Annotated in this window: 23 protein-coding genes and 2 tRNA genes; 20 read left to right on the top strand and 5 right to left on the bottom strand. The window is 70.5% G+C overall.

The window, feature by feature from the left end; translation table 11 throughout:
• Window positions 1-252: 252 nt before the first annotated feature.
• The 11 genes from dnaA (at window position 253) to KG102_RS00055 (ending at window position 12564) form a co-directional block, all read left to right on the top strand.
• Window positions 253-1797 (top strand): chromosomal replication initiator protein DnaA, encoded by a 1545-nt coding sequence (gene dnaA / locus KG102_RS00005; protein WP_208210713.1) that lies wholly within the window; start codon window positions 253-255, stop codon window positions 1795-1797.
• Window positions 1798-2479: 682 nt separating this feature from the next.
• On the top strand, window positions 2480-3610 hold the full coding sequence (gene dnaN, locus KG102_RS00010) for a DNA polymerase III subunit beta (RefSeq protein WP_208210711.1): 1131 nt from the start codon (window positions 2480-2482) through the stop codon (window positions 3608-3610).
• Between the two features lie 60 nt (window positions 3611-3670).
• A complete protein-coding gene (gene gnd, locus KG102_RS00015) occupies window positions 3671-4600 on the top strand; it encodes a phosphogluconate dehydrogenase (NAD(+)-dependent, decarboxylating) (RefSeq protein ID WP_208210702.1) in 930 nt (309 codons plus the stop codon).
• 12 nt (window positions 4601-4612) lie between these two features.
• A complete protein-coding gene (gene recF, locus KG102_RS00020; protein WP_208289792.1) occupies window positions 4613-5794 on the top strand; it encodes a DNA replication/repair protein RecF in 1182 nt (393 codons plus the stop codon).
• Complete coding sequence (locus KG102_RS00025; protein ID WP_249667396.1) at window positions 5784-6350, top strand: DUF721 domain-containing protein; 567 nt, start codon at window positions 5784-5786, stop codon at window positions 6348-6350. The genes recF and KG102_RS00025 overlap by 11 nt, the downstream gene beginning before the upstream one ends.
• Window positions 6351-6543: 193 nt before the next feature.
• Window positions 6544-8589 carry a DNA topoisomerase (ATP-hydrolyzing) subunit B gene (gyrB, locus tag KG102_RS00030; RefSeq protein ID WP_208289790.1) on the top strand — a complete coding sequence of 682 codons (2046 nt, stop codon included), beginning with the start codon at window positions 6544-6546 and terminating at the stop codon, window positions 8587-8589.
• Between the two features lie 47 nt (window positions 8590-8636).
• Window positions 8637-11252 (top strand): DNA gyrase subunit A, encoded by a 2616-nt coding sequence (gene gyrA / locus KG102_RS00035; protein WP_208289789.1) that lies wholly within the window; start codon window positions 8637-8639, stop codon window positions 11250-11252.
• Between the two features lie 455 nt (window positions 11253-11707).
• Complete coding sequence (locus KG102_RS18670; protein WP_243884681.1) at window positions 11708-12184, top strand: DUF3566 domain-containing protein; 477 nt, start codon at window positions 11708-11710, stop codon at window positions 12182-12184.
• 73 nt (window positions 12185-12257) lie between these two features.
• A tRNA-Ile gene (locus KG102_RS00045) sits at window positions 12258-12331 on the top strand.
• Between the two features lie 22 nt (window positions 12332-12353).
• Window positions 12354-12473 (top strand): DLW-39 family protein, encoded by a 120-nt coding sequence (locus KG102_RS00050; RefSeq protein ID WP_213363021.1) that lies wholly within the window; start codon window positions 12354-12356, stop codon window positions 12471-12473.
• 15 nt (window positions 12474-12488) lie between these two features.
• Window positions 12489-12564 (top strand) — tRNA-Ala (locus tag KG102_RS00055).
• 38 nt (window positions 12565-12602) lie between these two features.
• Here KG102_RS00055 and KG102_RS00060 read toward each other — a convergent pair.
• A complete protein-coding gene (locus KG102_RS00060) occupies window positions 12603-13049 on the bottom strand; it encodes a MarR family winged helix-turn-helix transcriptional regulator (protein WP_208210690.1) in 447 nt (148 codons plus the stop codon).
• 113 nt (window positions 13050-13162) lie between these two features.
• Window positions 13163-13867, bottom strand: coding sequence for a hypothetical protein (locus KG102_RS00065; protein WP_208289788.1), 705 nt, complete (start codon window positions 13865-13867; stop codon window positions 13163-13165).
• Between the two features lie 396 nt (window positions 13868-14263).
• Here KG102_RS00065 and KG102_RS00070 point away from each other — a divergent pair, with 396 nt between their 5' ends.
• The 3 genes from KG102_RS00070 (at window position 14264) to KG102_RS00080 (ending at window position 16565) form a co-directional block, all read left to right on the top strand.
• Window positions 14264-14614: a hypothetical protein gene (locus KG102_RS00070; RefSeq protein ID WP_208289787.1), complete on the top strand. Its 351-nt coding sequence runs from the start codon at window positions 14264-14266 to the stop codon at window positions 14612-14614.
• Window positions 14615-14691: 77 nt separating this feature from the next.
• Window positions 14692-15900, top strand: a complete 1209-nt coding sequence (locus KG102_RS00075; RefSeq protein WP_208210677.1) for a sensor histidine kinase — start codon at window positions 14692-14694, stop codon at window positions 15898-15900.
• Complete coding sequence (locus KG102_RS00080) at window positions 15897-16565, top strand: response regulator (RefSeq protein ID WP_208289786.1); 669 nt, start codon at window positions 15897-15899, stop codon at window positions 16563-16565. The genes KG102_RS00075 and KG102_RS00080 overlap by 4 nt, the downstream gene beginning before the upstream one ends.
• Here the strand turns inward: KG102_RS00080 and KG102_RS00085 are convergent.
• A complete protein-coding gene (locus KG102_RS00085; protein ID WP_208289785.1) occupies window positions 16562-17209 on the bottom strand; it encodes a GNAT family N-acetyltransferase in 648 nt (215 codons plus the stop codon). The two genes, KG102_RS00080 and KG102_RS00085, sit on opposite strands and share 4 nt — an antisense overlap.
• A gap of 83 nt (window positions 17210-17292) precedes the next feature.
• Between KG102_RS00085 and KG102_RS00090 the strand changes: the two genes are divergently transcribed.
• From KG102_RS00090 to hisF, 5 genes are read left to right on the top strand one after another with little or no spacing between them, the layout of a single operon-like run.
• Entirely contained in the window at window positions 17293-18219 is a 927-nt protein-coding gene (locus KG102_RS00090; protein ID WP_208210672.1) for an ABC transporter ATP-binding protein, read from the top strand.
• A complete protein-coding gene (locus KG102_RS00095; protein WP_249667397.1) occupies window positions 18216-19052 on the top strand; it encodes an ABC transporter permease in 837 nt (278 codons plus the stop codon). Before KG102_RS00090 ends, KG102_RS00095 begins: the two co-directional genes overlap by 4 nt.
• Window positions 19049-19870: an ABC transporter permease gene (locus KG102_RS00100; protein ID WP_208210665.1), complete on the top strand. Its 822-nt coding sequence runs from the start codon at window positions 19049-19051 to the stop codon at window positions 19868-19870. The genes KG102_RS00095 and KG102_RS00100 overlap by 4 nt, the downstream gene beginning before the upstream one ends.
• Before the next feature lie 43 nt (window positions 19871-19913).
• Complete coding sequence (gene hisH / locus KG102_RS00105; protein ID WP_208289784.1) at window positions 19914-20549, top strand: imidazole glycerol phosphate synthase subunit HisH; 636 nt, start codon at window positions 19914-19916, stop codon at window positions 20547-20549.
• On the top strand, window positions 20539-21336 hold the full coding sequence (gene hisF / locus KG102_RS00110; RefSeq protein ID WP_208210661.1) for an imidazole glycerol phosphate synthase subunit HisF: 798 nt from the start codon (window positions 20539-20541) through the stop codon (window positions 21334-21336). Before hisH ends, hisF begins: the two co-directional genes overlap by 11 nt.
• Window positions 21337-21388: 52 nt before the next feature.
• Here hisF and KG102_RS00115 read toward each other — a convergent pair whose 3' ends face one another.
• Together KG102_RS00115 and KG102_RS00120 are read right to left on the bottom strand one after the other, a co-directional pair.
• Window positions 21389-24541 (bottom strand): glycoside hydrolase family 9 protein, encoded by a 3153-nt coding sequence (locus tag KG102_RS00115; RefSeq protein ID WP_208289783.1) that lies wholly within the window; start codon window positions 24539-24541, stop codon window positions 21389-21391.
• 193 nt (window positions 24542-24734) lie between these two features.
• Window positions 24735-25670 (bottom strand): hypothetical protein, encoded by a 936-nt coding sequence (locus KG102_RS00120; protein ID WP_208289782.1) that lies wholly within the window; start codon window positions 25668-25670, stop codon window positions 24735-24737.
• A 140-nt stretch (window positions 25671-25810) separates the two neighbouring features.
• Here KG102_RS00120 and KG102_RS00125 point away from each other — a divergent pair, with 140 nt between their 5' ends.
• Window positions 25811-26350, top strand: coding sequence for a peptidylprolyl isomerase (locus KG102_RS00125; RefSeq protein ID WP_208289781.1), 540 nt, complete (start codon window positions 25811-25813; stop codon window positions 26348-26350).
• Window positions 26351-26431 lie beyond the last annotated feature (81 nt).

The following is a 26431-nucleotide window of genomic DNA, read 5'->3' on the forward strand; positions in this document are numbered from 1 at the left end:
CCGTGGGTCTCCGGGGCCACTAGCATCGGAGATCGTCGCCGGGGGCGTGCGGCCTGTGGACCACGACGTGGTGGACGGCCGCCGGACGCGACGACCATCACGTCCAGAACAGCGCCGAGAACGCCGTGTCCACCGTGCCCAAGGTCCCATGACACCGTCGTGACCATCTGCTCACAGGTGTGGACAACTGTGTGGACAACGGCGGCCATGCGAGACTCGACCACTCACGCGATCGAACAGCCGAGGTAGCACGTGTCACAGGACGAAGAACTCTCCCGAGTCTGGGGCCACGTGGTGTCGACCCTCGAGTCGAGTCCCGACATCACCCCGCGCCAGATCGCATTCGTCCGGCTCGCCCGCCCGCTGGGTCTCCTCGACGGCACGCTCCTGCTCGCCGTCGGCAACGACTTGACCAAGGACTATCTCGAGTCGCGGGTACGCGGTGAGGTGACCGCCGCCCTCAGCAGCGCGCTCGACCGCGAGGCGCGCTTCGCCATCACGGTGGACCCCGAGCTGGCCGAGGACGCACCGCCGGCACTGCGGATCGTCGGTTCCGCTTCGGAGCAGAGGCACGAGCCGTACAGCCAGTCCCGCGACGAGCGCGAGGCCGACGAGGCAGACGCCCGCCGCGAGGCCCGCCCGGACCTGTCCCTGGTGTCGGACGACGAGCACGACGGCCGCGACGACTCGGTCCGGGAGCGCCGCTACGGCGGACGCAACGACGACCGCCCGCCGCCCGCCAACAGGCGCACCCCCGCGGAGCCCGCGCGCCTGAACCCGAAGTACCTCTTCGAGACGTTCGTCATCGGCAGCTCGAACCGCTTCGCCCATGCGGCGGCGGTCGCGGTCGCCGAGGCCCCCGCCAAGGCCTACAACCCGCTGTTCATCTACGGCGACTCGGGCCTGGGCAAGACCCACCTGCTGCACGCCATCGGGCACTACGCGCAGAACCTCTACCCCAGCGTCCGGGTGCGGTACGTGAACTCCGAGGAGTTCACCAACGACTTCATCAACTCGATCAGCGAGGGCAAGGCCGGCGCGTTCCAGCGGCGTTACCGCGAGGTCGACGTGCTCCTCATCGACGACATCCAGTTCCTGCAGGGCAAGGAACAGACGATGGAGGAGTTCTTCCACACGTTCAACACCCTGCACAACGCGAACAAGCAGGTCGTGATCACCTCCGACCTGCCCCCCAAGCAGCTCAACGGGTTCGAGGACCGGATGCGGTCGCGCTTCGAGTGGGGCCTGATCACCGACGTGCAGCCGCCCGACCTCGAGACCCGCATCGCGATCCTGCGCAAGAAGGCCGGCAGCGAACGCCTGCAGGCACCGCCGGACGTCCTCGAGTACATCGCGAGCAAGATCTCCACCAACATCCGCGAGCTCGAGGGCGCGCTGATCCGGGTCACCGCGTTCGCCAACCTCAACCGCCAGCAGGTGGACCTGTCGCTCGCGGAGATCGTCCTCAAGGACCTCATCACCGACGACCAGACCACCGAGATCACCGCCACCCAGGTGATCGGCCAGACCGCGGCCTACTTCGGCCTCAGCATCGACGACCTGTGCGGCTCGAGCCGCTCACGCGTCCTCGTCACGGCACGCCAGATCGCGATGTACCTGTGCCGCGAGCTGACGGATCTGTCGCTGCCCAAGATCGGCCAGGCCTTCGGCGGGCGGGACCACACCACCGTCATGCACGCCAACCGCAAGATCCGCGAGCTGATGGCTGAGCGACGGTCGATCTACAACCAGGTGACCGAGCTCACCAACCGGATCAAGCAGCAGAATCGCGGCTGAGAGCCCTTAGTTATCCACAGCCATCCACAGGCACCTGGGGATGTTTGTGACGACGTTCACCCATGTGCCGCGACGCCGGGTGCGATCACGCATGGCACCGCGCTGGCCTGCAAGAACACACTCTTTCGGACATCCCGGGGCGAATCTCACGGTTTTCGAGGGCTCTCTCCGACGTGCGTTGGATGAGTGAACTCTCACCGTCGAAACGATCCGAAGGCCTTGACCCCAACCTTCACCCTCCGAGTGAGACATGCATGGGACGAATCTCCACACCTGTGCACTCACCTGTGGATGACCGTGGACGACGCCCCTGTGGGTGTGGACGGAACGCCCCCGAACGGTGGACGCAGAACCGGCCTTCCGGCGCCGTCCACGGCCGTCCACCGGCCGTCCGATCTGGCCCACACCCCACGTGCACAGGCAGATCGCATCGTGACCTGCGCAGACGTCGATCATCCACACAGTGCACAGGACCGATGACGACGACGAGACTTCTCTAGGTGGTGGATCCACACACCGCCACAGGACCCCGGCCGCTCCCGAACGACACGGCTGTCGTTGTCATCCGCCTGCCCGTACCGAGCGTCGGGGCTCTCGCGTAGTGTTCGGCTGACGCCTGCCCGCCGGATCTCCGCACAACCGTGTCGGCACCCGGCCAGGCCAGCTCGACGAGAGGTGAGGTATGAGGTTCCGGGTCGACCGCGACGTGCTCGCGGACGCCGTCACGTGGACGGCACGCAGCCTGCCCACCCGGCCACCGGTCCCGGTCCTGGCGGGAGTCCGCCTGGAGGCGGACACCACAGGCACCGTGCAGCTGTCGAGCTTCGACTACGAGGTCTCCGCGCGGTCGCAGATCCCGGCGGACGTGAGCGAGGCCGGCACGGTGCTGGTCTCCGGGCGTCTGCTCGCCGAGATCTCCCGCTCGCTGCCGGACAAGCCCGTCGACGTGGTGCTCGAGGGCACGAAGGTCATCGTGACCTGCGGTGCCAGCCGCTTCACCCTGCTGACGATGCCGGTCGAGGACTACCCCAACCTCCCGGTGATGCCCCCGACCACCGGGACGGTCGACGGCGACGAGCTCACGCACGCGGTGGCCCAGGTGTCCGTGGCCGCCAGCCGCGACGACACGCTTCCGCTGCTCACCGGCGTGCGGGTCGAGATCGAGGGCGAGAAGGTCACGCTCCTGGCGACCGACCGGTACCGGCTCGCCCTGCGCGAGCTCACCTGGAAGCCGGCCTCGCCCGACATCTCGACGGTCGCGCTCGTCCGCGCACGCACGCTGTCGGACGCCGCCAAGTCGCTCGGCAGCGCCGGCTCGGTGACGGTGGCGCTGTCCACCGGCTCCGGCGTCGACATGATCGGCTTCGAGGCGGCCGGTCGTCAGACCACCAGCCTGCTGGTCGACGGCGACTACCCGGCCGTCCGCCGGCTCTTCCCCGACGAGACGCCCATCCACGCGGTCGTCAGCACGCACGCCCTGGCGGACGCCGCCAAGCGCGTGAGCCTCGTCGCGGAGCGCAACACCCCGATCCGCCTGTCGTTCAGCGAGGGCCAGGTCGTCCTGGACGCCGGCCAGGGCGACGACGCACAGGCCTCCGAGGCCATCGAGGCCACGCTCGTGGGCGACGACATCTCGGTGGCGTTCAACCCGCAGTTCCTGCTGGACGGTCTCGGTGCCCTGAGCACGACGTTCGTCCGCCTGTCGTTCACGCACCCCAACAAGCCGGTGGAGTTCACCGGCCAGGAGTCGCTCGATGGCGAGGACAACCCGGAGTACCGCTACCTGCTGGTCCCCATCCGATTCGCCAGCTGACCGGCGCACCGCCGCCGCACGCGGCACAGTGGGAACAGCGCGCACCGAGAGAGGTCACTCATGCACATCGGACTGGTCGGTCTGGGAAAGATGGGTGCCAACATGCGCACCCGCCTTCGTGCCGCGGGCATCGACGTCACGGGGTACGACCGCAACCCGGACGTCACCGACGTGCCGTCGCTGGAGGCGCTCGTCGAGGCGCTCCCGGCGGGTGAGCGCATCGTCTGGGTGATGGTCCCGTCCGGGGTCATCACCGACGCGGTGATCAACGACCTCGCCGGGCTGCTGAGCTCGGGCGACATCGTGATCGACGGCGGCAACTCGTACTACCAGGACGACCAGAAGCACGCGGACGTCCTGACGGAGCTGGGTGTCGACTTCCTGGACGCCGGGGTCTCGGGTGGTGTCTGGGGCCTCGAGAACGGGTACGGGCTCATGGTCGGCGGAGACGAGGCCGTCGTCGCGAAGGTCATGCCGGTCTTCGACGCGCTGCGGCCGGAGGGTCCGCGCGCCGAGGGCTTCGTGCACGCCGGGACCGTCGGCGCGGGGCACTTCGCCAAGATGGTGCACAACGGGATCGAGTACGGGCTGATGCAGTCCTACGCCGAGGGCTATGAGCTCCTGGCGGCGAAGGACCTGGTCACGGACGTGCACGGCACGATGCGCGCGTGGCAGCGCGGCACCGTCGTGCGGTCCTGGCTGCTCGAGCTGCTGGTCAAGGCGCTGGAGCAGGACCCGGGCCTGGGGGAGATCGACGACTGGGTCGAGGACTCGGGCGAAGGGCGGTGGACCGTCGACGAGGCGATCGACCTCGCTGTCCCGGCGCCCGTGATCTCCGCGGCGCTGTTCGCTCGGTTCCAGTCCCGCCAGGAGGAGTCCCCCGCGATGAAGGCCGTCGCCGCCCTGCGTCAGCAGTTCGGTGGCCACGCGGTCAAGCCTGCGGGGACCACCGGCCCGGTCACGGGCACGCCGCCCGCGCAGTCCCTCTGACCTGACCCGTCGATGTATGTCGCCCATCTGTCTCTGACGGACTTCCGCTCGTACGCGCAGGTCGAGCTCCCGCTGGAGCCCGGGATCACCGCGCTCGTCGGGCCCAACGGGCAGGGCAAGACCAACCTGGTCGAGGCGATCGGGTACATCGCGACGCTCGGCAGCCATCGCGTGCCCACGGACGCGGCGCTGGTGCGCGCCGGGACCTCGCGCGCGGTCGTGCGGGCCAAGGTGGTCCGCGCGCTGGAGCCCGGCCGTCCCCGCTCGACGCTGGTCGAGGTCGAGGTGACCCCGGGTAAGGCCAACCGCGCGCGGGTCAACGGCGGATCGCCGACCCGGGCGCGGGACGTGCTGGGGATCCTGCGGACCGTCCTGTTCGCGCCCGAGGACCTCTCACTGGTCAAGGGCGACCCGGACGGTCGGCGTCGGTTCCTCGACGACCTCCTGGTGCAGCTGACCCCGCGGGTGGCGGGAACGATCGCCGACTACGACCGCGTGCTCCGGCAGCGCTCGGCGCTGCTGAAGTCGGCCGCCGTGGCGCGCCGTGGTGCGGGTGCGGATCTGCGCACGCTCGACGTGTGGGATGCCAAGCTGGCGCAGACCGGTGCGCAGATCATGGTGGCCCGGCGGAGCCTGGTCCGGGCCTTCGCACCGCACGTCGAGCGCGCATATGCGCAGGTCAGTGCCGGTCAGGGCGAGGCGATCGTCACCTACAAGGCATCGCTCGACGCCGTGCTGGAGATCGACGACGACGCGGCCGGCGTGGAGCTGGTGGAGGCGCAGCTGCTGGAGGCGATCGGCCGGCTGCGCAGCAAGGAGATCGAGCGCGGTGTGAGCCTGGTCGGTCCGCACCGCGACGACCTGGTCCTCACGCTAGGCGGGCTGCCGGCGAAGGGGTACGCCAGCCACGGCGAGTCGTGGTCCTTCGCCCTGGCGCTGCGACTCGCGTCCTACGAGCTGCTGACGCGCGGGGACGAGGGCGTCGGTGGTGACTGGGGACCCGACGGAGAGCCGGTCCTGATCCTCGACGACGTCTTCGCGGAGCTCGACGCCCGGCGACGCGACAGGCTGGCGGAGCTCGTGGCGCCGGCCCGGCAGGTGCTGATCACGGCAGCCGTCGCCGATGACGTGCCCGCACCTCTGGCGGGCGCCCGGGTGGACGTCATGGGCGGGGAGGTGGCGCGTGTCCTCTGACCCGGGCCTGTTCCCACCCCCCACCCCCCCGGACGGCACGCCCTTGCGCGAGCTGGTCGAGCTGACCCCGCCACGTCAGGTGGCGTCGGGTGCCCTCGGCCGGGCCAAGGCGGCCGCCGCGCAGCGCGGCTTCCGCCCCGGTGACCCGGCTCGGCGGCGGCCCCTGGTCCAGGTGCAGATGGGGACCGCCGGCCCGGGCGCCCGCGACCCCCAGCTCATCGGGTCGACGGTCAGTGGTCTGCTCGACCAGCTCGGCGGGACGTCGGACCAGGTGGCGGGCGTGCTGAAGCACCGGTGGGCCGAGCTCGTCGGTCCGCAGGTGGCCGAGCACTGCGAGTACGTGTCGTTCGAGGGCGGTTCGCTGACGTTGCGCGCGCACTCGACGTCGTGGGCGACGCAGCTCAAGTTCCTGGCCCCGGCCATGATCGGGCGGTTCGCCGCCGACCTGGGGCAGGGTGTGGTCCTAGAGATCACCGTGCTGAACCCCGGCGGACCGCGCTTCAAGACGGGTCCGAAGCGCGTGCAGGGCCGCGGGGAGCGGGACACGTTCCGGTGAGCGTCCGCCCGATCCGGGCGCCGTGGGACTCGACCGTGTGGAAACCAGGTCCGGGCCGTTCCACCAGGTAGACTGTGAAGGTCATTCCTGGCGCATCTGTGCCCGGAACTCCAGCGTCATGGAGTGATCCGACCCGGTGAAGTTCGGTCGGCGCGCTCCGTCGCGTGTGAGAGCTTGAGGAGCATCACCGCCCGTGGCCGAGCAGAGCACCCCCACGACGAGCACGACGAGGACCACGAAGGATGGCAACGGCGGGTACGACGCCAGCGCGATCACGGTGCTCGAGGGACTCGAGGCGGTGCGCAAGCGCCCCGGCATGTACATCGGTTCCACGGGTGAGCGCGGCCTGCACCACCTGGTGACCGAGGTCGTCGACAACTCCGTCGACGAGGCGCTCGCCGGCTACTGCGACCACATCGAGATCACGCTGCTGGCCGACGGAGGCGTGCGCGTCGTCGACAACGGCCGCGGCATCCCCGTCGCGATCCACCCGACCGAGGGCCGGCCGACCGTCGAGGTCGTCATGACCATCCTGCACGCCGGCGGCAAGTTCGGCGGCGCCGGCTACGCGGTCTCCGGCGGTCTGCACGGCGTCGGCATCTCCGTGGTGAACGCGCTCTCCACCCGCGTCGAGACCGTGGTCAAGCGCGACGGCTTCGTGTGGCAGCAGAACTTCTCCGACGGTGGCAAGCCGCTCGGCGAGCTGCGCAAGGGTGAGCCCACGGACGAGCGCGGCACGTCGCAGACGTTCTGGGCCGACCCTGCCATCTTCGAGACCACCGACTACGACTTCGAGACGCTGCGCGCGCGGTTCCAGCAGTACGCCTTCCTCAACAAGGGCTTGCAGATCTCGCTGACCGACGAGCGTCCCGAGCACCTCGACACCGGCGACGAGGTCGCCGGCAACGAGGAGGGCGACGCCGACCAGCCCGCCTTCCGAACCGTCACCTACAAGTACGACGACGGGCTCGTCGACTACGTCAAGCACCTCAACAGCGCCAAGAAGGTCGAGGTCGTCCACCCGGAGATCATCGACTTCGAGTCCGAGGACACCGAGCGCCGGATCGCCGTCGAGATCGCCATGCAGTGGACCAACGCGTACTCGGAGTCGGTGCACACGTACGCCAACACGATCTCGACCACCGAGGGTGGCACGCACGAAGAGGGCTTCCGTGCGGCGATGACGTCCCTGATCAACCGCTACGCGCGCGAGAAGGGCATCCTCAAGGAGAAGGACGAGAACCTCACGGGTGACGACATCCGCGAGGGCCTCACCGCGGTGATCTCGATCAAGCTGGGCGAGCCGCAGTTCGAGGGCCAGACCAAGACCAAGCTCGGCAACACCGAGGCCAAGACGTTCGTGCAGCGTGTGGTCAACGAGCAGCTCGGCGACTGGCTGGACTCCCACCCGAACGAGGCGCGCGACGTCATCCGCAAGTCGATCCAGGCGGCGGCCGCGCGGATGGCGGCCCGCAAGGCGCGCGAGGCGACCCGGCGCAAGGGTCTGCTGGAGTCCGGCGGCATGCCGGGCAAGCTGCGCGACTGCCAGTCGAGCCGCGCGGAGGAGTGCGAGGTCTTCATCGTCGAGGGTGACTCGGCCGGCGGCTCCGCTGTGCGTGGCCGCAACCCGCGCACGCAGGCGATCCTGCCGATCCGCGGGAAGATCCTCAACGTCGAGCGCGCACGACTGGACCGGGCCCTGGGCAACCAGGAGGTGCAGGCGCTCATCACGGCGTTCGGCACGGGCATCGGCGAGGACTTCGACCTGTCGAAGCTGCGCTACCACAAGATCGTGATCATGGCCGACGCCGACGTCGACGGTCAGCACATCCGCACGCTGCTGCTCACGCTCCTGTTCCGCTACATGCCGGACCTCATCACGCACGGCCACGTGTACCTGGCGCAGCCGCCGCTGTACCGGATCAAGTGGGCCAACGCCGAGCACGACTACGTGTACTCCGACCGGGAGCGCGACGCGTTCATCACGGACGGCCAGGCCAGCGGAAAGCGGCTGCCCAAGGACAACGCGGTGCAGCGCTACAAGGGTCTGGGCGAGATGGACTACCAGGAGCTCTGGGAGACCACGATGTCCCCCGAGCACCGCACCCTGCTGCAGGTCACGCTCGACGAGGCCGCGGCGGTCGACGAGATCTTCTCGGTCCTCATGGGCGAGGACGTCGAGTCCCGTCGCTCCTTCATCCAGCGCAACGCGAAGGACGTGAGGTTCCTCGACGTCTAGTCGAGCAACCACGTCGCCGATCGCCCGCACCCACGTAAGGAACACCGTTGAGCGAGACCACCGGCAACGAGATCGACCACGGCCGCATCGACCAGGTCGACCTGCAGCTGGAGATGCAGCGTTCGTACCTCGACTACGCCATGTCCGTCATCGTCGGCCGCGCACTGCCGGACGTCCGCGACGGCCTCAAGCCGGTGCACCGGCGCGTCCTGTACGCGATGTACGACGGCGGCTACCGCCCGGACCGCCAGTTCTCCAAGTGCTCGCGGGTCGTCGGCGACGTCATGGGCAAGTACCACCCGCACGGCGACACGTCGATCTACGACGCCCTCGTGCGGCTCGTCCAGGACTGGTCGCTGCGCTACCCGCTGGTCTCCGGGCAGGGCAACTTCGGCTCCCCGGGCGACGACCCGGCGGCCGCGCCCCGGTACACCGAGTGCAAGATGGCCCCGCTGTCCATGGAGATGGTCCGGGACATCGACAAGGACACCGTCGACTTCCAGGACAACTACGACGGCCGCACCCAGGAGCCCCGGGTCCTGCCGTCCCGTTTCCCGAACCTGCTGGTCAACGGCTCGGCAGGCATCGCGGTCGGCATGGCCACCAACATCCCGCCGCACAACCTGCGCGAGGTCGCCGAGGGCGTGCAGTGGCACCTCGACCACCCGGAGGCCTCCAGGGAGGAGCTGCTGGCCGCGCTCCTGCAGCGCATCAAGGGCCCCGACTTCCCCACCGGCGCGACGATCCTCGGCCACAAGGGCATCGAGGAGGCGTACCGCACCGGGCGCGGGTCGATCACCATGCGTGCTGTCGTCGAGGTCGAGGAGATCCAGGGCCGGATCTGCCTCGTCGTCACCGAGCTGCCGTACCAGGTGAACCCCGACACGCTGGCGAAGAAGATCGCGGACCTGGTCCGCGAGAACAAGGTCACCGGCATCGCGGACATGCGCGACGAGACGTCCGGCCGCGCCGGCCAGCGCCTCGTGATCGTGCTCAAGCGCGACGCCGTCGCGAAGGTCGTGCTCAACAACCTCTACAAGCACACCCAGCTGCAGGAGACGTTCGGGGCCAACATGCTGGCCCTCGTCGACGAGGTGCCGCGCACGCTCAGCATCGACGCGTTCGTGCGCCACTGGGTGACCCACCAGCTCGAGGTCGTCGTCCGCCGGACCGCCTACAAGCTGCGCGAGGCCGAGGCGGAGATCCACATCTACCGCGGCTACCTCAAGGCCCTGGACGCGCTCGACGAGGTCATCGCGCTGATCCGGCGCTCGCCCGACTCCGACGAGGCGCGCACCGGCCTGATGGCGTTGCTCGACATCGACGAGGTCCAGGCCAACGCGATCCTCAACCTGCAGCTGCGCCGGCTCGCCGCGCTGCAGCGTCAGCAGATCCTGGAGAACTACGCCAAGCTCGAGGCCGAGATCCTCGAGTACCGCGCGATCCTGGAGTCCGAGCAGCGGCAGCGCACCATCGTCTCCGAGGAGCTGGGCGAGATCGTCGCCAAGTTCGGTGACGAGCGCCGCACGACGATCCTGCCGTTCGACGGCGAGGTCAGCGTCGAGGACCTCATCGCCGAGGAGGAGATGGTCGTCACCATCACCCGCGGCGGGTACGCCAAGCGGACGCGCTCGGACAACTACCGGGCGCAGCGGCGCGGCGGGAAGGGCGTGCGGGGAGCGCAGCTGCGCGAGGACGACCTGGTCGACCACTTCTTCGTCACGACCACCCACCACTGGCTGCTGTTCTTCACCAACCTGGGCCGCGTGTACCGCGCCAAGGCGTACGAGCTGCCGGAGGGCGGTCGCGACGCCAAGGGCCAGCACGTCGCCAACCTGCTCGCGTTCCAGCCGGGCGAGACCATCGCCCAGGTGCTCGACATCCGCGACTACACCACGGCCGAGTACCTGGTCCTGGCCACGCAGCGCGGGCTGGTGAAGAAGACGCGCCTGTCCGACTACGACTCCAGCCGGTCGGGCGGCGTCATCGCGATCAACCTGCGCGAGGACGAGAACGGCCTGCCGGACGAGCTCGTCTCGGCACGGCTCGTCGACTCCGACCAGGACCTCATCCTGGTCTCCCGCAAGGGTCAGTCGCTGCGGTTCACCGCCTCCGACGAGACCCTGCGCCCGATGGGCCGCGCCACCTCGGGCGTCACGGGCATGAAGTTCCGTGCCGACGACGAGCTGCTGGCGATGGACGTCGTGCGCGAGGACGCGTTCCTGTTCACCGTGACGCAGGGCGGCATCGCCAAGCGCACCGCCCTCACGGTGGAGAACTACCGCCAGCAGGGTCGCGGTGGCCTGGGCATCAAGGTGGCGAACCTCCCGGAGGCGAACGGCGACCTCGTCGGCGCGCTCGTGGTGGACCCGGACGACGAGGTGCTGGTGATCATGGAGCGCGGCAAGATCGTGCGCTCGGCCACCTCGGAGGTCAGCGCGACCGGCCGCACCACGCAGGGCGTCATCTTCGCCAAGCCGGACAAGGGTGACCGGATCATCGCCGTGGCCCGGAACACGGAGCGACACCTCGGAGACGAGGCGGGTACCGTGGGCACTGAGAACGGCCCGGGCTCAGACGGATCGGACTCCGCGGCGCCCACCGGCGACGCCGAGCCGTCCGCCGACGAGACCGTGCCCGAGCCGCCTGCGGAGGACGCATGACCGATTCCACGCCCCCCTCGATCCCACCACGCAAGCGTCCGACGACGCCGACGACCGCAGGTCGCCAGACGACGTCGGCACCACGTGCGGGATCGACCACGGCGTGGGACGGTCCGCGGTCAGATGAGTCTGCGCCCCCGGTGCCGACCGCCGGCAGCAACGGGACCTTCGCCGTGTCGCCGTCGGGCGCCACGCAGGCGCCGACCGCGGCGGCTCGCCCGGAGGCTGCCCGACCGGAGTCGCCGGAGCGCCGGAACGGGTCCGTCGCGAGGGATGCCGCCCCGACATCTCCACAGGATCGTGACACGACGACACCCGGGGTCGGCGACGAGCACGACCCTCCGTCCCCGATGATGGTCGCGGTGGACACCGCGACCGCGTGGGTCAAGAGGGCCGGCGTCGCCACGTCCGCCGCATTCGCCGCGGCCACTCGATCCCGTACCAAGGAACCGACCATGACGACCACCCCGGCGGCCAGTACCGCGACCCCGCGGACGACGACCTCGTCCGACAACCTCGCGGGCGCCCGGCCCAGCACGGGACGCATCCCGACCGTCGGGCCGCACGGTGCACCGCGCCGGGTCCGGCTCTCGATCTCGCGCGTCGACCCGTGGTCGGTGATGAAGCTGTCGTTCCTGCTGTCGGTCGCCATCGGCGTGATGATCGTCGTGGCGGCGGCCGTCATCTGGTTCACCCTGAACGGCCTCCAGGTGTTCAGCAAGATCGACACCCTGGTCACCACGATCACGGGCGCCGAGGGTGACATCCAGATCCTGCAGTTCGTCGAGTTCCAGCGCGTGATCTCCGGCGCGACCCTCGTCGCGGTGATCGACGTCTTTCTGCTCACGGCCATGGCGACCATCGGCGCGTTCCTCTACAACATCGTCGCCGCCCTCGTCGGCGGCGTGCACGTGACCATGACGGACGAGTGACCGCAGCCGGTTTGGGTGGCGCCCTCGGCCTGGGGTAGTCTCATCCGGCGCCACCGCGGCGCGCGCAGTGCACGGGCCTATAGCTCAGACGGTTAGAGCGCTTCCCTGATAAGGAAGAGGTCACAGGTTCAAGTCCTGTTAGGCCCACTCCCGACCCGTGGGGGAACCGATGAAGAAGCTCCTGCTCCTGGTGGCTGCGGCCGCCGTCGGCTTCGTCGTGTGGCAGAAGTACTCGCAGGATCGCGACGAGCGCGACCTGTGGGCTGAGGTGACCGACACCTTCGAGTGACGGGCCTCGTTCGACGGGGCCATGGCGCAATTGGTAGCGCACCTGCTTTGCAAGCAGGGGGTTAGGGGTTCGAGTCCCCTTGGCTCCACCAGAAGGTGGGCACGACTCGTCCGTGCCGGCTGACCGGCCTCAGGTCGTCGTCGACTCCGAGATCGCGCGCTCGATCGCCAGGCACGGGTCGAGGTAGGGCTGGTCGGAGTGGATAGAGACGGCAAGCCGCTCGACCAGCTCCAGCGTCGCCGCGCGGTCCTGCGCGGACACCCCGGCGAAGACCCGGTCCTCTGCGGCGGCCACCTGTTCCTCGAGACGTGCCAGGACGGCCCGTCCATGAGCGGTGACGGCGATCCGCCGGACGCGACGGTCCGACGGGTCCATCCGGCGCTCCACCAGGTCCTCGTCGACGAGGGCGTCGATCACGTAGGGCATCACGGTCTTGTCGATGAACAGGTGCTTGGCGAGGTTGCTCTGCGTCGGCTCCATGCGCGAGGCGACGGACAGGATCTGATACCCCCGCAAGCCGTGCGGCAGCTCGCTCACGGCGTTCTCGACCTGCTCGTGCCATGCCCGCAGGATCACGCCCAGGGACCACCCGAGATCTGCTCCCGGGATACCTGGCGTCCTGCCGTCATCCGCTGCGCCCACCTCGCCATGGTAGGTGACCCGGTTGTCCGACCAACGATGTGGCGGCGTCAGGGGGTGCGGTCGGCTGTGGCAGGCGGGCGGGGCGCCGCGCCCCGCCGCCGTCGCAGCGCACCGGCTCCGTGAGCGAGCGCGTAGACCACGACCGCGCCGATGAGCACGATGAACCACGAGTAGACGGCGACGAACGCTCCGACGACGGTGGAGGTCGCCCCCGCGGCGGACAGGACGACCGCGACGAGGGCCCACACACCGCCGAGGATCGCGAACGTCCCGCCGAGGGTCGTCCACGCGCTCAGCCGCGGACGGTGCTGCTCGGTGTAGTGGCGCACCTGCGTGGTGACCTCCTGCTGCCGGCCCCGCTCCCGGGCCCTGCGCTGCGCCTCGGACAAGCGGCCCCCGGCGGACCCGCCCGCCACGAGCGCGGCCAGGGCGGGCACCGCGTGAGAGCGCGCGCTGCGTGACCGCGCCCAGCCGACCACCGCAGCGATACCCGGCAGGATGAGGGCGACGAGTCCGACGCACCAGGCGTCGCTCGGGGCGACCTCCCACCTCAGGACGGAGCCGGTTCCCGAGCGGTAGACGGCGGCCGCGAGCTGCAGCGACTCGGCGGAGGACCAGAGCGGGACGCTCGCTCCGACCAGGGCCGTGGCGAGCACGCCGAGCAGGATCGCGCCGACCACGCGCCGCGCCCGCCGCTCGACGGCGCGCCAGGGGGCCGCGAGGGTGTCGACGGCCGGCGCATCGGTCTCCATGCGGCCATACAGTACGCACGGGCAACCGATGGGGGACGGCACGGTGGGACGAGCGGACCGGCACGGCGCGGCCAGCACCTGGCGCTGGCGCTCGGGCACCCTCTACGGATCTGCTCGCCCGCCGCGCTGGCGGGCCGCCGCCGACATCGCCCTGGACGTGGCGGTCATGGCCGCACTCGCCGTCATCCCCGCGGCCTTCCTCGTCTCGTCGCTGCGTGCCGCGGATGTGGCCGGAGGGCCGTGGACCGCGCAGGCCTGCGTGATCGTCCGCGGTGGGACGCTCTGCACCGCCGCCTGGGTCTACCTGGCGGTCGGCGTCGCGCTCGGTCTGGGGTGGGCCGTCCTGGCCGTGCTGCAGGCCCGCACGTGGCCGGGCACGCTGCGGGCAGAGCACCCGTGGCGACCCTCGATCCCGACACGGTCTTCGTCATCGCCGCCCGTGAGCGCGGGAAGCACCCCGAGGCGCTGGACATCCGGTGGGAGCACATCCGCACCGTCGAGGCGTCGCCCGACCGTGGACCCCGGACGCTGCGCATCGAGCTCGTCCCCGGCGGCACCGTGCGGGAGGTGGGCGGACCAGGCCGTCGCAGGCCCCGCCCGCACGTGCGCGACGGGGTGACGATGAGCTGCGGTGACGCCGAGCGGGACGGTGCCGTGCTGCGTCACTTCCTCGACCCGGTCAACCGGGCGGCGCTCGGGTCACCGGCGTCGGCGGAGATCGCAAGGAGCCTTGCCGGCGAGGCCTGACCTCTCCACCGGACGGTGGAGCACGACCGGCCGCAAGGTGGGCGCGAGCCGTGCGGCGCGCTGCCTAGGCTGCCGTCATGCTCCTCACCACCGACCTGTCCGCGGAGACGCCGCTGTCCCGGTGGTCGAGCACCTGGCGCTACCTGCTGGCGGCGGTGGTCGGCCTGCTCGCGTGGGCGATCTCGACCGGCGAGAACATGTCGGTGTCGACAGCGCCGGAGGAGGTCCTCGGCGGGCTCATCACCCTCGACCTCCTGCTCGGTGTGATGACCGTCTGCCTGCTGGGCCTGCGTCGCCGGTACCCCGTTGCCGTGGCGTGCCTGACGATCGCGGCCACCTCGGTGTCCGCGGCGAGCATCGGCGCGGCCACCATCGCGGTGATCTCGATGGCCACGTGGCGCCGCCGGGCCTGGGTCGTCATCGCGGGCGTGGTCACGCTCGGTGCGCTGGGCTTGTCGATGGTCTACAACCGGACGGCGTTCCCCGGCATGCCCGACGACGGCTACGTGACCGTGGTGACCCTGCTGATCAGCGTCATGCACTACGTGGCCTGCGTCGCGACCGGCTACTACATCGGCACCCGGCGGGAGCTCGTGTCGTCGCTGCGCGAGCAGGTGGCCACCGCGGAGCGTGAGCGCGAGCTGGCTACCGAGCGGTCCAGGGACGCGGAGCGCACGAGGATCGCCCGCGAGATGCACGACGTCCTCGCCCACCGGATCTCCCTGGTCGCGCTGCACGCCGGTGCGCTGGCCTACCGCGACGACCTGACCCGCACGGAGACGCGCGAGACGGCGCAGACGATCCAGGGCAACGCCCAGCTGGCCCTGAGCGAGCTGCGTCAGGTGCTGGGTGTCCTGCGGGCCGGCGCGGACACCGAGAGCGTCGAGGGCGTCGAGCCCCCGCAGCCCACCCTCGCCGAGCTCCCCGCGCTGCTGGCCGACGCCCGGGAGGCGGGCTCGGCGGTCGACCTCGACACGACGGGGCTGGCCGACGAGCCTCGACCTGCGACCCTGTCCCGCACGTCCTTCCGCATCGTCCAGGAGGCCCTGACCAATGCCCGCAAGCACGCACCCGGAGAGCCGGTGAGCGTCCGCCTGGCCGGCGGTCCCGGCGCGACGCTCGAGATCCAGGTGCGGAACCCCGTCCGTACCCCACCGAACGGGCACCGGGGTGTCGGTCTGGCCGGCATGACCGAGCGTGCCGAGCTCGCCGGGGGCGAGCTCGAGCACGGCGTGGACCCGGACGGCAACTTCGTCGTCGGCGCTCGGCTGCCGTGGCCGGCATGAGCGCCGGCGGCACCGTGCGCGTCGTCGTGGTCGACGACGACGCCCTGGTCCGTGCCGGGCTGCGCCTGATCCTGGGCGGCGCACCCGACCTCGAGGTGGTCGGCGAGGCGGTCGACGGTCAGGACGCCCTCGACGTGATCGGGCGCGAGCTGCCCGACGTCGTCCTGATGGACATCCGCATGCCGCGGATGGACGGCCTCGCGGCGACCCGGCGGCTGCGGGAGCGCGGCTCGGCCGCGCGGATCATCGTGCTCACCACGTTCGACACCGACGAGATGGTGCTGTCCGCCCTGCAGCTCGGCGCCGCCGGGTTCCTGCTCAAGGACACGGCACCGGCGGACATCGTCGTCGCCGTCCGTCGGGTGGCACTGGGAGAGCCGATGCTCTCGCCGAGCGTCACCAACCAGCTCATCGCCGTCGTCACCCGGCCGACGGAGGACGGACGACGGCGCAAGGCGCGCAGCCTCCTGGCGCGGCTCACGGACCGGGAGCGGGAGGTCGCGGTGGCGGTGAGCGACGGGATGACGAACACCGAGATCGCGAAGGCGCTGCACCTCGGGGTCGCCACGGTGAAGACGCACGTGGGCAGCGTGTTCACCAAGCTGGACGTGACCAACCGCGTGCAGGTGGCGCGGTACGTCCACGACGCGGCGGACGACCGCTAGATCCCCAGCTGCTCGCGTGCCCCGTCGACGCCGGCGAGCGTGACGTCGAGCCGCAGGTGCGCGGGCCGGGCGTCCCAGGCGGCGCGGTCGAGCACGTACGCGCGGCGCGTCGCCGGGCGGCCCTCCCGCACCAGCACCTCGGTGCCGTTCTCGGCGTAGCCGATGCGCCGGGTCACACCGTTCGAGGCGGCGTTGTCGGCGAACGCGCTCGTCGTCGCGCGCAGGCCGCCCAGGCCGTCGAAGAACAGCGTGAGGATCATCAGCCGCATGCGCAGGCCGATGCCCTGGCCCTGGTGTCGTCGCCCGAGCCACGAGCCGGTCTCCGCGGTCCGCGTCACCGGGAAGTCGTGCGCCGAGAGCGACTGCGAGCCGAGCACCTCACCGCCGCGCACCGCCGCGAGCTCGAGGTTCCACCTGTCGGGCGTGACGCCGGCGCGTGCACCCCACTGGTAGGCCAGGACGCTGCGGGCCACCTGCACCGGGGTACCGCGCGTCCAGGGCACCGTGAAGGGCATGGCCTCGGGGTCGTGCACACCGTCGGCGGCGAGCCGCGCGAGCGTGACGACGTCGGTGTCGTCCATGTACCGCAGCTCCAGGTCGTCGCTGTGCACACGCAGGCCGGTCAGCGGCCAGAGGTCGTCCATCGGTGCAGGCTCCCCGCCGCCGCTGCCCGGGTCAACTCGATTGTCCTCGCCCGTGTCGGTGCGCTCGTCTAGGTTGATCGGCTGTGACCGCACCCGTCATCGCCGCCCATGGCCTGACCAAGCGCTTCGGCGACTTCGCCGCCGTCGACGGCATCGACTTCGAGGTCCCACCGGGAGAGTCGTTCGGCCTCCTCGGGCCCAACGGCGCCGGCAAGTCGACGACCATGCGCATGATCGGTGCGGTGTCGCAGCGCACGGCCGGGGACCTGAGCGTGCTCGGCCTGGACCCGGACACGCACGGTCCGGAGATCCGCTCGCTGCTGGGCGTCGTGCCGCAGGAGGACAACCTCGACACCGAGCTGCGCGTCCGGGACAACCTCATCGTCTACGGCCGCTACTTCGGCATCCCGCGGTCCGTGTGCGCCTCGCGCGCCGACGAGCTCCTGGGCTTCGCGCAGCTCGAGGAGAAGCGCAACGCCAAGGTCGACGACCTGTCCGGAGGCATGAAGCGGCGGCTGACCATCGCCCGCGCGCTCATCAACGAGCCGCGCATCCTGATGCTGGACGAGCCGACCACCGGGCTGGACCCGCAGGCCCGGCACGTCCTGTGGGACCGGCTGTTCCGGCTCAAGGAGCGCGGCACCACCCTGGTGCTCACCACGCACTACATGGACGAGGCCGAGCAGCTCTGCGACCGCCTGGTGGTCGTCGACAAGGGCAGGATCATGGCCGAGGGCAGCCCGTCCGCGCTGATCCGGCAGTACTCCACGCGCGAGGTGGTCGAGCTGCGGTTCGGGTCCGACCGCAACGCCGACGCGGCGACGCGGATGGCAGGGCTGGTGGAGCGGATCGAGGTCCTCCCGGACCGGGTGCTGCTGTACGCGCAGGACGGGGAGGCGGTGCTCGAGCGGGTCACCGAGCTCGGGCTGCACCCGACGACGTCGCTCGTGCGGCGCTCGAGCCTGGAGGACGTGTTCCTCCGGCTGACCGGGAGGAGCCTGATCGAGTGACCACGACCCTGACGGACGCGGCGGTCGCGGCGGCCGCGCGGCCCCGACGGTTCGGCGCCCTGTACATCGCCGAGCACCAGCTGCGCGGCATGCGGGCGTACGGCTGGACCATCGTGGTGGGCAGCGTCGGCAACCCCCTGCTCTACCTGCTCGGCATCGGGCTGGGCCTCGCGACGTTCCTCGACCAGCCGATCGCCTCCGGGGCCGACGGGCTCGTGGACTACGTCTGGTTCGTCGCGCCCGCCCTGCTGGCCACCGCCGCGGTGACGGTCGCGATGGACGAGTTCACGTTCGTCATCATGGCCGGGTTCAAGTGGCGACGGATCTTCTGGGGGATGAACGCCTCCCCGATCGAGCCGCCGCAGATCGCCGCCGGACTGGTGCTGTCCGTCATCGCGCGGATGCTGTTCACCTGCACCATCTACTACCTGCTGATCCTGGCGTTCGGTGCGGTCGGCGACCCGCTGACCGGCGCCCTGATGCCCCTGGTCGGTGTGCTCGCCGGCCTGGCGTTCGGGCTTCCGGTGATGGCGTTCTCCGCGAGCCTGACCGAGGACAAGGGGCAGTTCGCCCTGCTGCAGCGCTTCGTGTTCACCCCGCTGTTCCTGTTCTCGGGCACGTTCTTCCCGCTGGCCACGCTGCCCGTGTGGCTGCAGTGGGTCGGCTGGGTCTCCCCGCTGTGGCACGCGAGCGAGATCGGCCGGTCGCTCTCGTACGGCTCGCCCCCCGGCGCCTGGCCGGTGGGGTGGCACCTGGTGGTGCTGGTCGTGCTGGCGGCGGGTGGCTGGGTCACGGCCCGGCGGGTGTTCGTGAGGAGGCTCCGCGCAGGATGACGACCACGACCACCTCCACGCCGGCTCCCCGACGGAGCTTTGGGGCGCTGTACGCGGGCAACGCGCGGGCCGTCGTCGCGCGCGGGCTCAAGGCGACCAAGAGCTCCAGCGGGATCATCGTGCTGTCCGGGTTCTTCGAGCCCGTGTTCTTCCTGCTCGCCATGGGCCTGGGCCTGGGCTCGTTCATCGGAGACGTCGAGCTGCCCGACGGATCCTCCGTGCCGTACGCGGCCTTCATCGCCCCGGCGCTGCTGGCGGTGTCCGCCATGAACGGCGCCGTGTACGACTCCACGTGGAACGTCTTCTTCAAGATGCACTTCGGCAAGCTCTACGACGGGATGCTCGCCACGTCGCTGGGACCCCTGGACGTCGCGTTCGGCGAGATCACCTACGCGCTCCTGAGAGGCGGCGTGTACGCGATCGGCTTCCTGACGGTCATGCAGGTGATGGGCCTGAACCTGGCGTGGACCGCTGCCCTCGCCGTCCCGGCCGTGCTGCTGGTCGCCTTCGGCTTCGCGAGCGTCGGGATGGCCGTGACCAGCTATATGAAGACCTTCCAGCAGATGGACTGGATCAACTTCGTGATGCTGCCGATGTTCCTGTTCTCCGCGACCTTCTACCCCATCACCGTGTACCCGGGCTGGATCCAGGGGCTCATCAAGGCGCTCCCGCTGTGGCACGCCGTCGAGCTGGTCCGGGGCCTGACGCTCGGCGTGATCGATGGGTCGATGCTCACGCACGTGGCGTACTTCGTCGTGATGATCGGGCTCGGCCTGGCGTTCACCACGGTCCGGCTGCGGGCGCTCTTCCTCGACTGATGTCCGGAATGTGAGACATGCGTCCAGGTGTAGGATTGGGCAAGTGATCGGGATCATCGACTACCGGACCGGCAATTCGCAGAGCATTTCCTTTGCCCTCGAGCACCTCGGTGTCCCGCACGCGCTGGTGACCAAGCCCGGCGAGTGCGACGACGTCGACAAGTACATCCTGCCCGGCGTCGGGGCGGCCGGCGTGACCATGGAGTCGCTCGCGCAGGAGGGGTGGATCGACCACCTGAACGAGAAGATCCTGGGCGAGGGCCAGGGATTTCTGGGTGTCTGCGTGGGTCTGCAGGTCCTGTTCGAGCGCTCGGACGAGGACGACGTCGAGTGCCTCGGCTGGCTCAAGGGCAGCGTCCGCGAGTTCGACAAGTCCGAGGTACGCGTGCCGCACATGGGCTGGAACAATGTCGAGGTCCGCGGCGACCACCCGTTCTCGCGCGCATTCACGCCGGACGGTTTCTATTACTTCGTGAATTCCTTCTACGCGGTTCCCGCGGAGGATTCTTCACTGGTGGGAGTCACCACCTACGGCCAGGAGTTCGCCGCCGCGGTCGCGCACAAGAACATCATGGCGACGCAGTTCCACACCGAGAAGAGCGCACGCGCCGGCCTGCAGGTGCTGAAGTCGTTCTGCGACCTGGACGTCGCCGACCTGAAGGATCTCGATGCTCGCTAACCGGCTGATCGCCTGCTTCGACGTCAAGGACGGGCGCGTCACCAAGGCCCAGCAGTTCCAGGACAACATCGACGTAGGGGACCCGGCGGAGCTGGCCGACCGGCTCTACCACGAGGACGTCGACGAGATCGTCATCTACGACATCATGGCCAGCGCCCAGAAGCGTCAGATCGACCTCGCCATGGTCCGCAGGGCGGCCCACCGCACATTCGTGCCGCTGACGGTCGGCGGGGGCATCCGGCACCTCGAGGACATGCACGAGGTCCTGCGCGCCGGGGCGGAGAAGATCAGCATCGACTCCATGGCGGTGCGCAACCCGCAGATCATCACGCAGGGCTCGGTCGAGTTCGGCCGGCAGTGCATGGTGCTGAGCATGCAGGTCAAGCGCGTGGAGCCGACCGCCAAGATCCCCAGCGGCTACGAGATCGCCATCGACGGTGCCCGTACGTACACGGGCATGGACGCCGTGGAGTGGGCCAAGCGCGGTCAGGACCTCGGCGCCGGGGAGATCGTGGTGAACAGCATCGACCGCGACGGCACGGGCGCCGGCTACGACCTCGACATCACCGGCATGATCACCGAGGCGGTGAGCCTGCCCGTGATCGCGTCGGGTGGAGCGGGGCTGGTCAGCCACGTGAGCGATGCGTTCCGGATCGGTGCCACCGGGGCGATCGTGAGCTCGATGCTCTACTCGCCGCGCGTGGAGCACACCCTGTCCGTCGGGGAGATGAAGGCGCAGCTGGCCGACCTGGGTGAGCGGGTCCGTCCCGTGCACAGCGCGGACTGAGCCCGGGCACGACGAGAGGGGCGGCGCTGGGTGCGCCGCCCCTCTCGTGCGCTCAGGAGACCGTGCAGGCCGTGCCGTTGACAGTGAAGGCGGTCGGCGCGGTGTTGGTCCCGGCGTGCGAGCCGTTGAACCCGATGTCCGTGCTCGCCCCCGGTGCCAGCGTCGTGTTCCACCCGAGGCCGGTGGCCGTGACGGCGGACCCCGTCTGGGCCCACGTCGCGCTCCACCCCTGGGTCAGGCGCTGACCGGAGGGAAAGGCGAACCCGAGCGTCCAGGTCAGCGGCGCGGTCGACGTGTTCGTGATCCGCACGCTGCCCGTGAAGCCGACGTTCCAGCTGTTGGTCGAGTAGGTCACGGCGCAGCTGCTGGTGGACGTCGCCGGCAGCGTCGAGAAGCCGACCGGTGTGCCGGCGGCGGACACGTTGCCGGCGGCGTCCTTGGCGCGCACCGCGTACGTGTACGCGGTGTTCGCCGTGAGACCGGTGAGCGCGAACGTGGTGCCCGTCGCGGTGCCGACGACCGTCGAGGTGGTGCCGTTGACCCGCAGCACGTCGTACCCCGCGAGCCCGCTGCCCCCCGCGTCGGTCGACGCGGCCCAGGTGAGCGTCGCGCCGGTCTGGGTGATCGACGAGGCGACCGGGGTGCCGGGCACGCTGGGAGCCGTGGTGTCCGTGGCCGCGCCCGTGGTGAACGTGACCGCCGCGGACACGGGCGAGGTGGTCCCGGCCGCGTCCCTGGCGCGCACCGCGTACGTGTACGCCGTCCCCGCCGTCAGGCCGGTCACGGCGAACGTCGTGCCGGTCGCCGTGCCGACGACGCTCGACGTGGTCCCGGTGACCCGGAGCACGTCGTACCCGGCCACCGCGTAGGTGCCGGCCGCTGACGGCGTCCAGGTCAGTGTGGCGCCGGTCGCCGTCACCGCTGAGGCCACGGGCGTGCCGGGTGTGCCGGGCGGGACGACCTCGACGGGCGACTCCGCCGTGGTGAACGTGCCCGCCGCCGAGGCGGCGGACACGTTGCCGGCCACGTCCTTGGCCCGGACCGTGTAGGAGTACGCGGTGCTCGGCGTCAGGCCGGACAGGGCCGTCGACGGGCTGGTGGTCGAGGCGACCAGCGTCGAGGTGGTCCCCTGGACGCGGTAGACCTCGTACCCCGCGACACCGCTGCCCGCATCGGTGGACGGCGTCCAGCTCAGCGAGGCACCGGTCGAGGTGATGCCGGCCGCGACCGGGGTGCTCGGCACGGTCGGCGCGGTCGTGTCGGTGACCGTGCCCGTCGGCTCGGCGCCCCAGATGAGCCGGCCGCCGTCGTAGAGGGTGATCGCCTTCGTCTTGGCCAGACCGGCGGTGCTCAGACCCGCGAACGACGGGTCGTTCGCGGCGTTCCACGTGGAACCACCGCTGACCCGGAACTGGATCTCCCGCCGGTGCTGCGACTGACCGCCGGGGTGGATGTTCTGCCCCACGCAGGTGAGCTCGGCGTAGTAGAGCCCCCCGCCTGCGCTGACCGGCGTGGCCGTCTGCGGGCCGCACTCGCTGTAGTTGGCCGAGAGGGTGAGGTTGGCGGCCGAGTCACCGGCGTCGAGCGTGAACCAGTAGCGCAGCGTGCCGTTCTTGAGCGCCCGCGCGGGGAACGCCGACTGGTTGCGGATCATCGCCTTGACCTCGGTGAACGTGCCGCCGGCCGGCTGGTTGAGCATGGCCTCCACGAAGATCTCGTCGCCGTCCGGCCGCTCGGCGACGGGGAAGCCGGCCAGCGGGGTGCCGCCGTACTCCTGGGTCAGCCGCGCGAGCGCGCTGGAGAACCCGGCGTTGTAGTCCGTGGCGACCTCGTTGGCCGTGTAGTCGGACCGCAGGTCGGTGTAGGCGTCGTTCGGACCGCTGGGTCCGCCGACGAGCGCGCCGTACAGGACGTGACGGGTCTTCTCCGGCTGCGTCAGCGAGTCGAGCCACGAGCCGTGCGCGGTGCGGTGGTGCGGGTTCTGCGGCGGGTTGGCCCCGAAGCCGACCACGTAGCTGGACTTGCGCGGGTTATCGCCGAGCGCGTAGTTGATCTGCCGGACGCCGAAGTCGTGGTACCGGGCCTTGCGGGTGGTGTCGGTCAGCCAGTCCGAGTACACCAGCGCGACGAACGAGGTGTTCGCCGCGTACCGCAGCGAGCCCCACGAGTCGAGGACGGCCTGGCCGCCGGGCGAGTAGGGGATCCGCTGCCCGTTGACGCCGACGGTCCAGTAGTCGAGCCACCGGTTGGCGTCGTCGACGTACTGCTGCTTGCCGGTCTCCATGGCCAGCAGCGGGTACATCGCGTAGCTCTTGTCGTCCCACGCGACGGTCCACTTGTAGGACCGGGTGGTCGTCTGGTTCTCGACGCTGAGCTTGGTGTACTCGGCCTCCGCCTTGGCCAGGTAGGTCGCGTCGCCGGTCGCCTTGTAGAGCCAGTAGGCGCCCCAGACCAGCTCGTCCTGGTAGCCGGACCACGACTTGTAGTACGCGGCGGCGGCGGTCACACAGTCGGAGTACTTGCCGCGGTAGGTGTCCGCGAACGAGTAGAGCTGCTTGGCGTGCGACAGGAGCGTCGCCGCGTACGTCGGGTCCTCGGACTTGAACACGATCGACGCGGAGGCCAGCGACGCCGCCGTCTCGCCCGCGACGTCGGAGCCCGGGCAGGACGGGCTGATCTTGTACGACGGCCGCGCCATCGTCATGACCTCGGCGGGGCCCCACCACTTGTGGTCGGCCTCGCCGTCGCCGATCTGCACGTACAGCTCGTTGGGTGCGGTGTGCGCCTTGACGAAGTAGTCATTGACCCAGCGCAGGTTGCCCTTGAGCTCGTCGAGCTGACCGGCCTTCGTGTAGCCCTGCGGTGCGGCGATGGCACCCCACGCGAGCATGGTCGAGCTGAACGCCATCGGCAGGCCGAACTTCACGTGGTCGCCGGCGTCGTACCAGCCGCCGGTGAGGTCCTTGCCGACGTCGGCGCCGTCGGTCAGGGCGGAGTCGCCCCGCCACGAGACGGGGTTGTCGGCGGGCAGGTCACCCGCCCGCTGCGCCTGGTAGAAGAACATCGACTTCTGGAGCGCCTCGGCGTAGTTGAACGCCGGCTCCGCGGCGGTCGCCGTCCCCGCGAGCGGGGCGACGAGCAGGCCGGCGGCGACGGTGAGCACGGTGCTGCACGCGATCGCGACGCGAGTTCGGGGGCGGTGCATGGGGTCCTCTTCCACGGCACTGGGGACGGCGGGAACGGCGGGTCCGCCCCGGCGTCGCGTCCGTGCGGCCCCGGCACGACGCGCCTCGCGCATCGTGCAGAGCGCGCGGTGGGAGGGTCAACGGCCAAAACGTTTCGGTAGACGACGACGGCCCCCGGTCCGTGAGGACCGGGGGCCGTTCGCGTGCAGCAGGTCAGGCGGGCGTGCCGCCCTCGACCGGCGGGTCGACCACGGGGTTGACCACGGGGTCGGGCGCGTCGGTCTCGGACGCCTTGGCGGAGCGGCGGGTGGTCGCCTTCTTGGCCGCCTCGGTGGCCTCGGCGACCCTCTCCTTGGCGACGTCCGTCGCACCGGCCACCTTCTCGGTCAGGTCGTCCCTGGCCTCCGTGACCTTGTCCGTGAAGGTCTCCGTCGCGGCGGTGACCTTCTCGGCGGCCTTGCGCGTGGCGTCCCGGCCCTTGGCGACGGCGCTGCCGGCAGCCTCACCGACCGCGTCGGCGGCGTCGCCCACACGGCCGTGCGCACCGCTGGCGTCCGCGGGCTCCCACGGCTCGGCCCACGGGTCGACGCTCGACCGCGACCGCGTCCAGGCAGCGAACCCGGCACCGAGCCCGGCGAGGGCCGCCAGCAGCCAGAACACCTTGGCCCCGGTGTGCTTCTTCTTGCCCGACGCGGCCTCGGCGGCGGCGGCGATCGCGGCCGCCTTGCCCTTGCTCTTGACCGCGGCGCTGTCGGCGACGTGCTCGACGGCCGCACCGGCCTTGACCGCGGCGTCGTTCATCGCGGCCACGAGCTTGGGCAGCAGGTCGTCCACCAGCTTGTCGTGCGCCGTGTCGATGGCGGGCGACACCCGCTCGGCCGCGCTCTCCACCTTGGGTGCGGCGGCCTTGACGCTCTCCTTGTAGAGGTGCTCGACGCGCGGCAGCAGCCAGTCGATGGCCGCCTCGACCTTCGGGGTGGTCCAGTCCTTGGCCTGGGCCGCGGCGTCCCCGGCCCGCGATGCGGCGATCCCCGCCGTCTCCTTGGCACTCTTCGCCGCGTCGGCGAGCGTGGCACCCAGGTCGGCTGCCTGGTCCTTCAGCTTCTCCGTGTCGACGTCGATGTTCGGGCGGCTCTTCGTGAACGGCATTCTCGGCTCCCGTGTCGTCTGCAGCACTGGCCCCCTACTCTGCCACCGTGGAGGCCGCTGTGCAGGCCGGTCTTCGGCCCGTGGCCTGCACAATGGCAGTTTTTGAGGCCTCTCGCAGGCGCGCGTGCGAGACTTCTCGCATGTTTGCGACCCTCCACACGACCGCCGGCGACATCCGGATCGAGCTCTTCCCGAACCACGCGCCGCGCACGGTGCAGAACTTCGTCGGACTCGCCACGGGAACGATCCCGTGGACGGACCCGGCCACCGGTGAGGAGCGGACCGACCCGCTGTACAACGGCGTCGTCTTCCACCGCGTCATCTCCGGCTTCATGATCCAGGGCGGCGACCCGCTGGGTACGGGCCGCGGCGGCCCGGGCTACAACTTCGACGACGAGATCCACCCCGAGCTGACCTTCAACGAGCCCTACCTGCTCGCGATGGCCAACGCCGGAAAGCGTCTCGACCCCACCACCGGCAAGGTCGGCGGCACCAACGGCTCGCAGTTCTTCATCTCCGTGGCACCCACCGAGTGGCTCAACGGCAAGCACACCATCTTCGGCAAGGTGGCCGACGACGAGAGCCGCGCCGTGGTCGACGCCATCGAGGAGACCAAGGTCCGCCCCGGCGACCGCCCGGTCGAGGACATCGTCATCAACTCGATCACCATCGAGGACTGAGACCACCATCAGCGGCTCGTCGGACAGCGGGGTGCCGGGCGCGCCGGTCGCGCCGCCGGTCTGCCCTCGTCACCCGGACCG

Source organism: Cellulomonas fengjieae, from assembly GCF_018388465.1.
Taxonomy (GTDB): domain Bacteria; phylum Actinomycetota; class Actinomycetes; order Actinomycetales; family Cellulomonadaceae; genus Cellulomonas; species Cellulomonas fengjieae.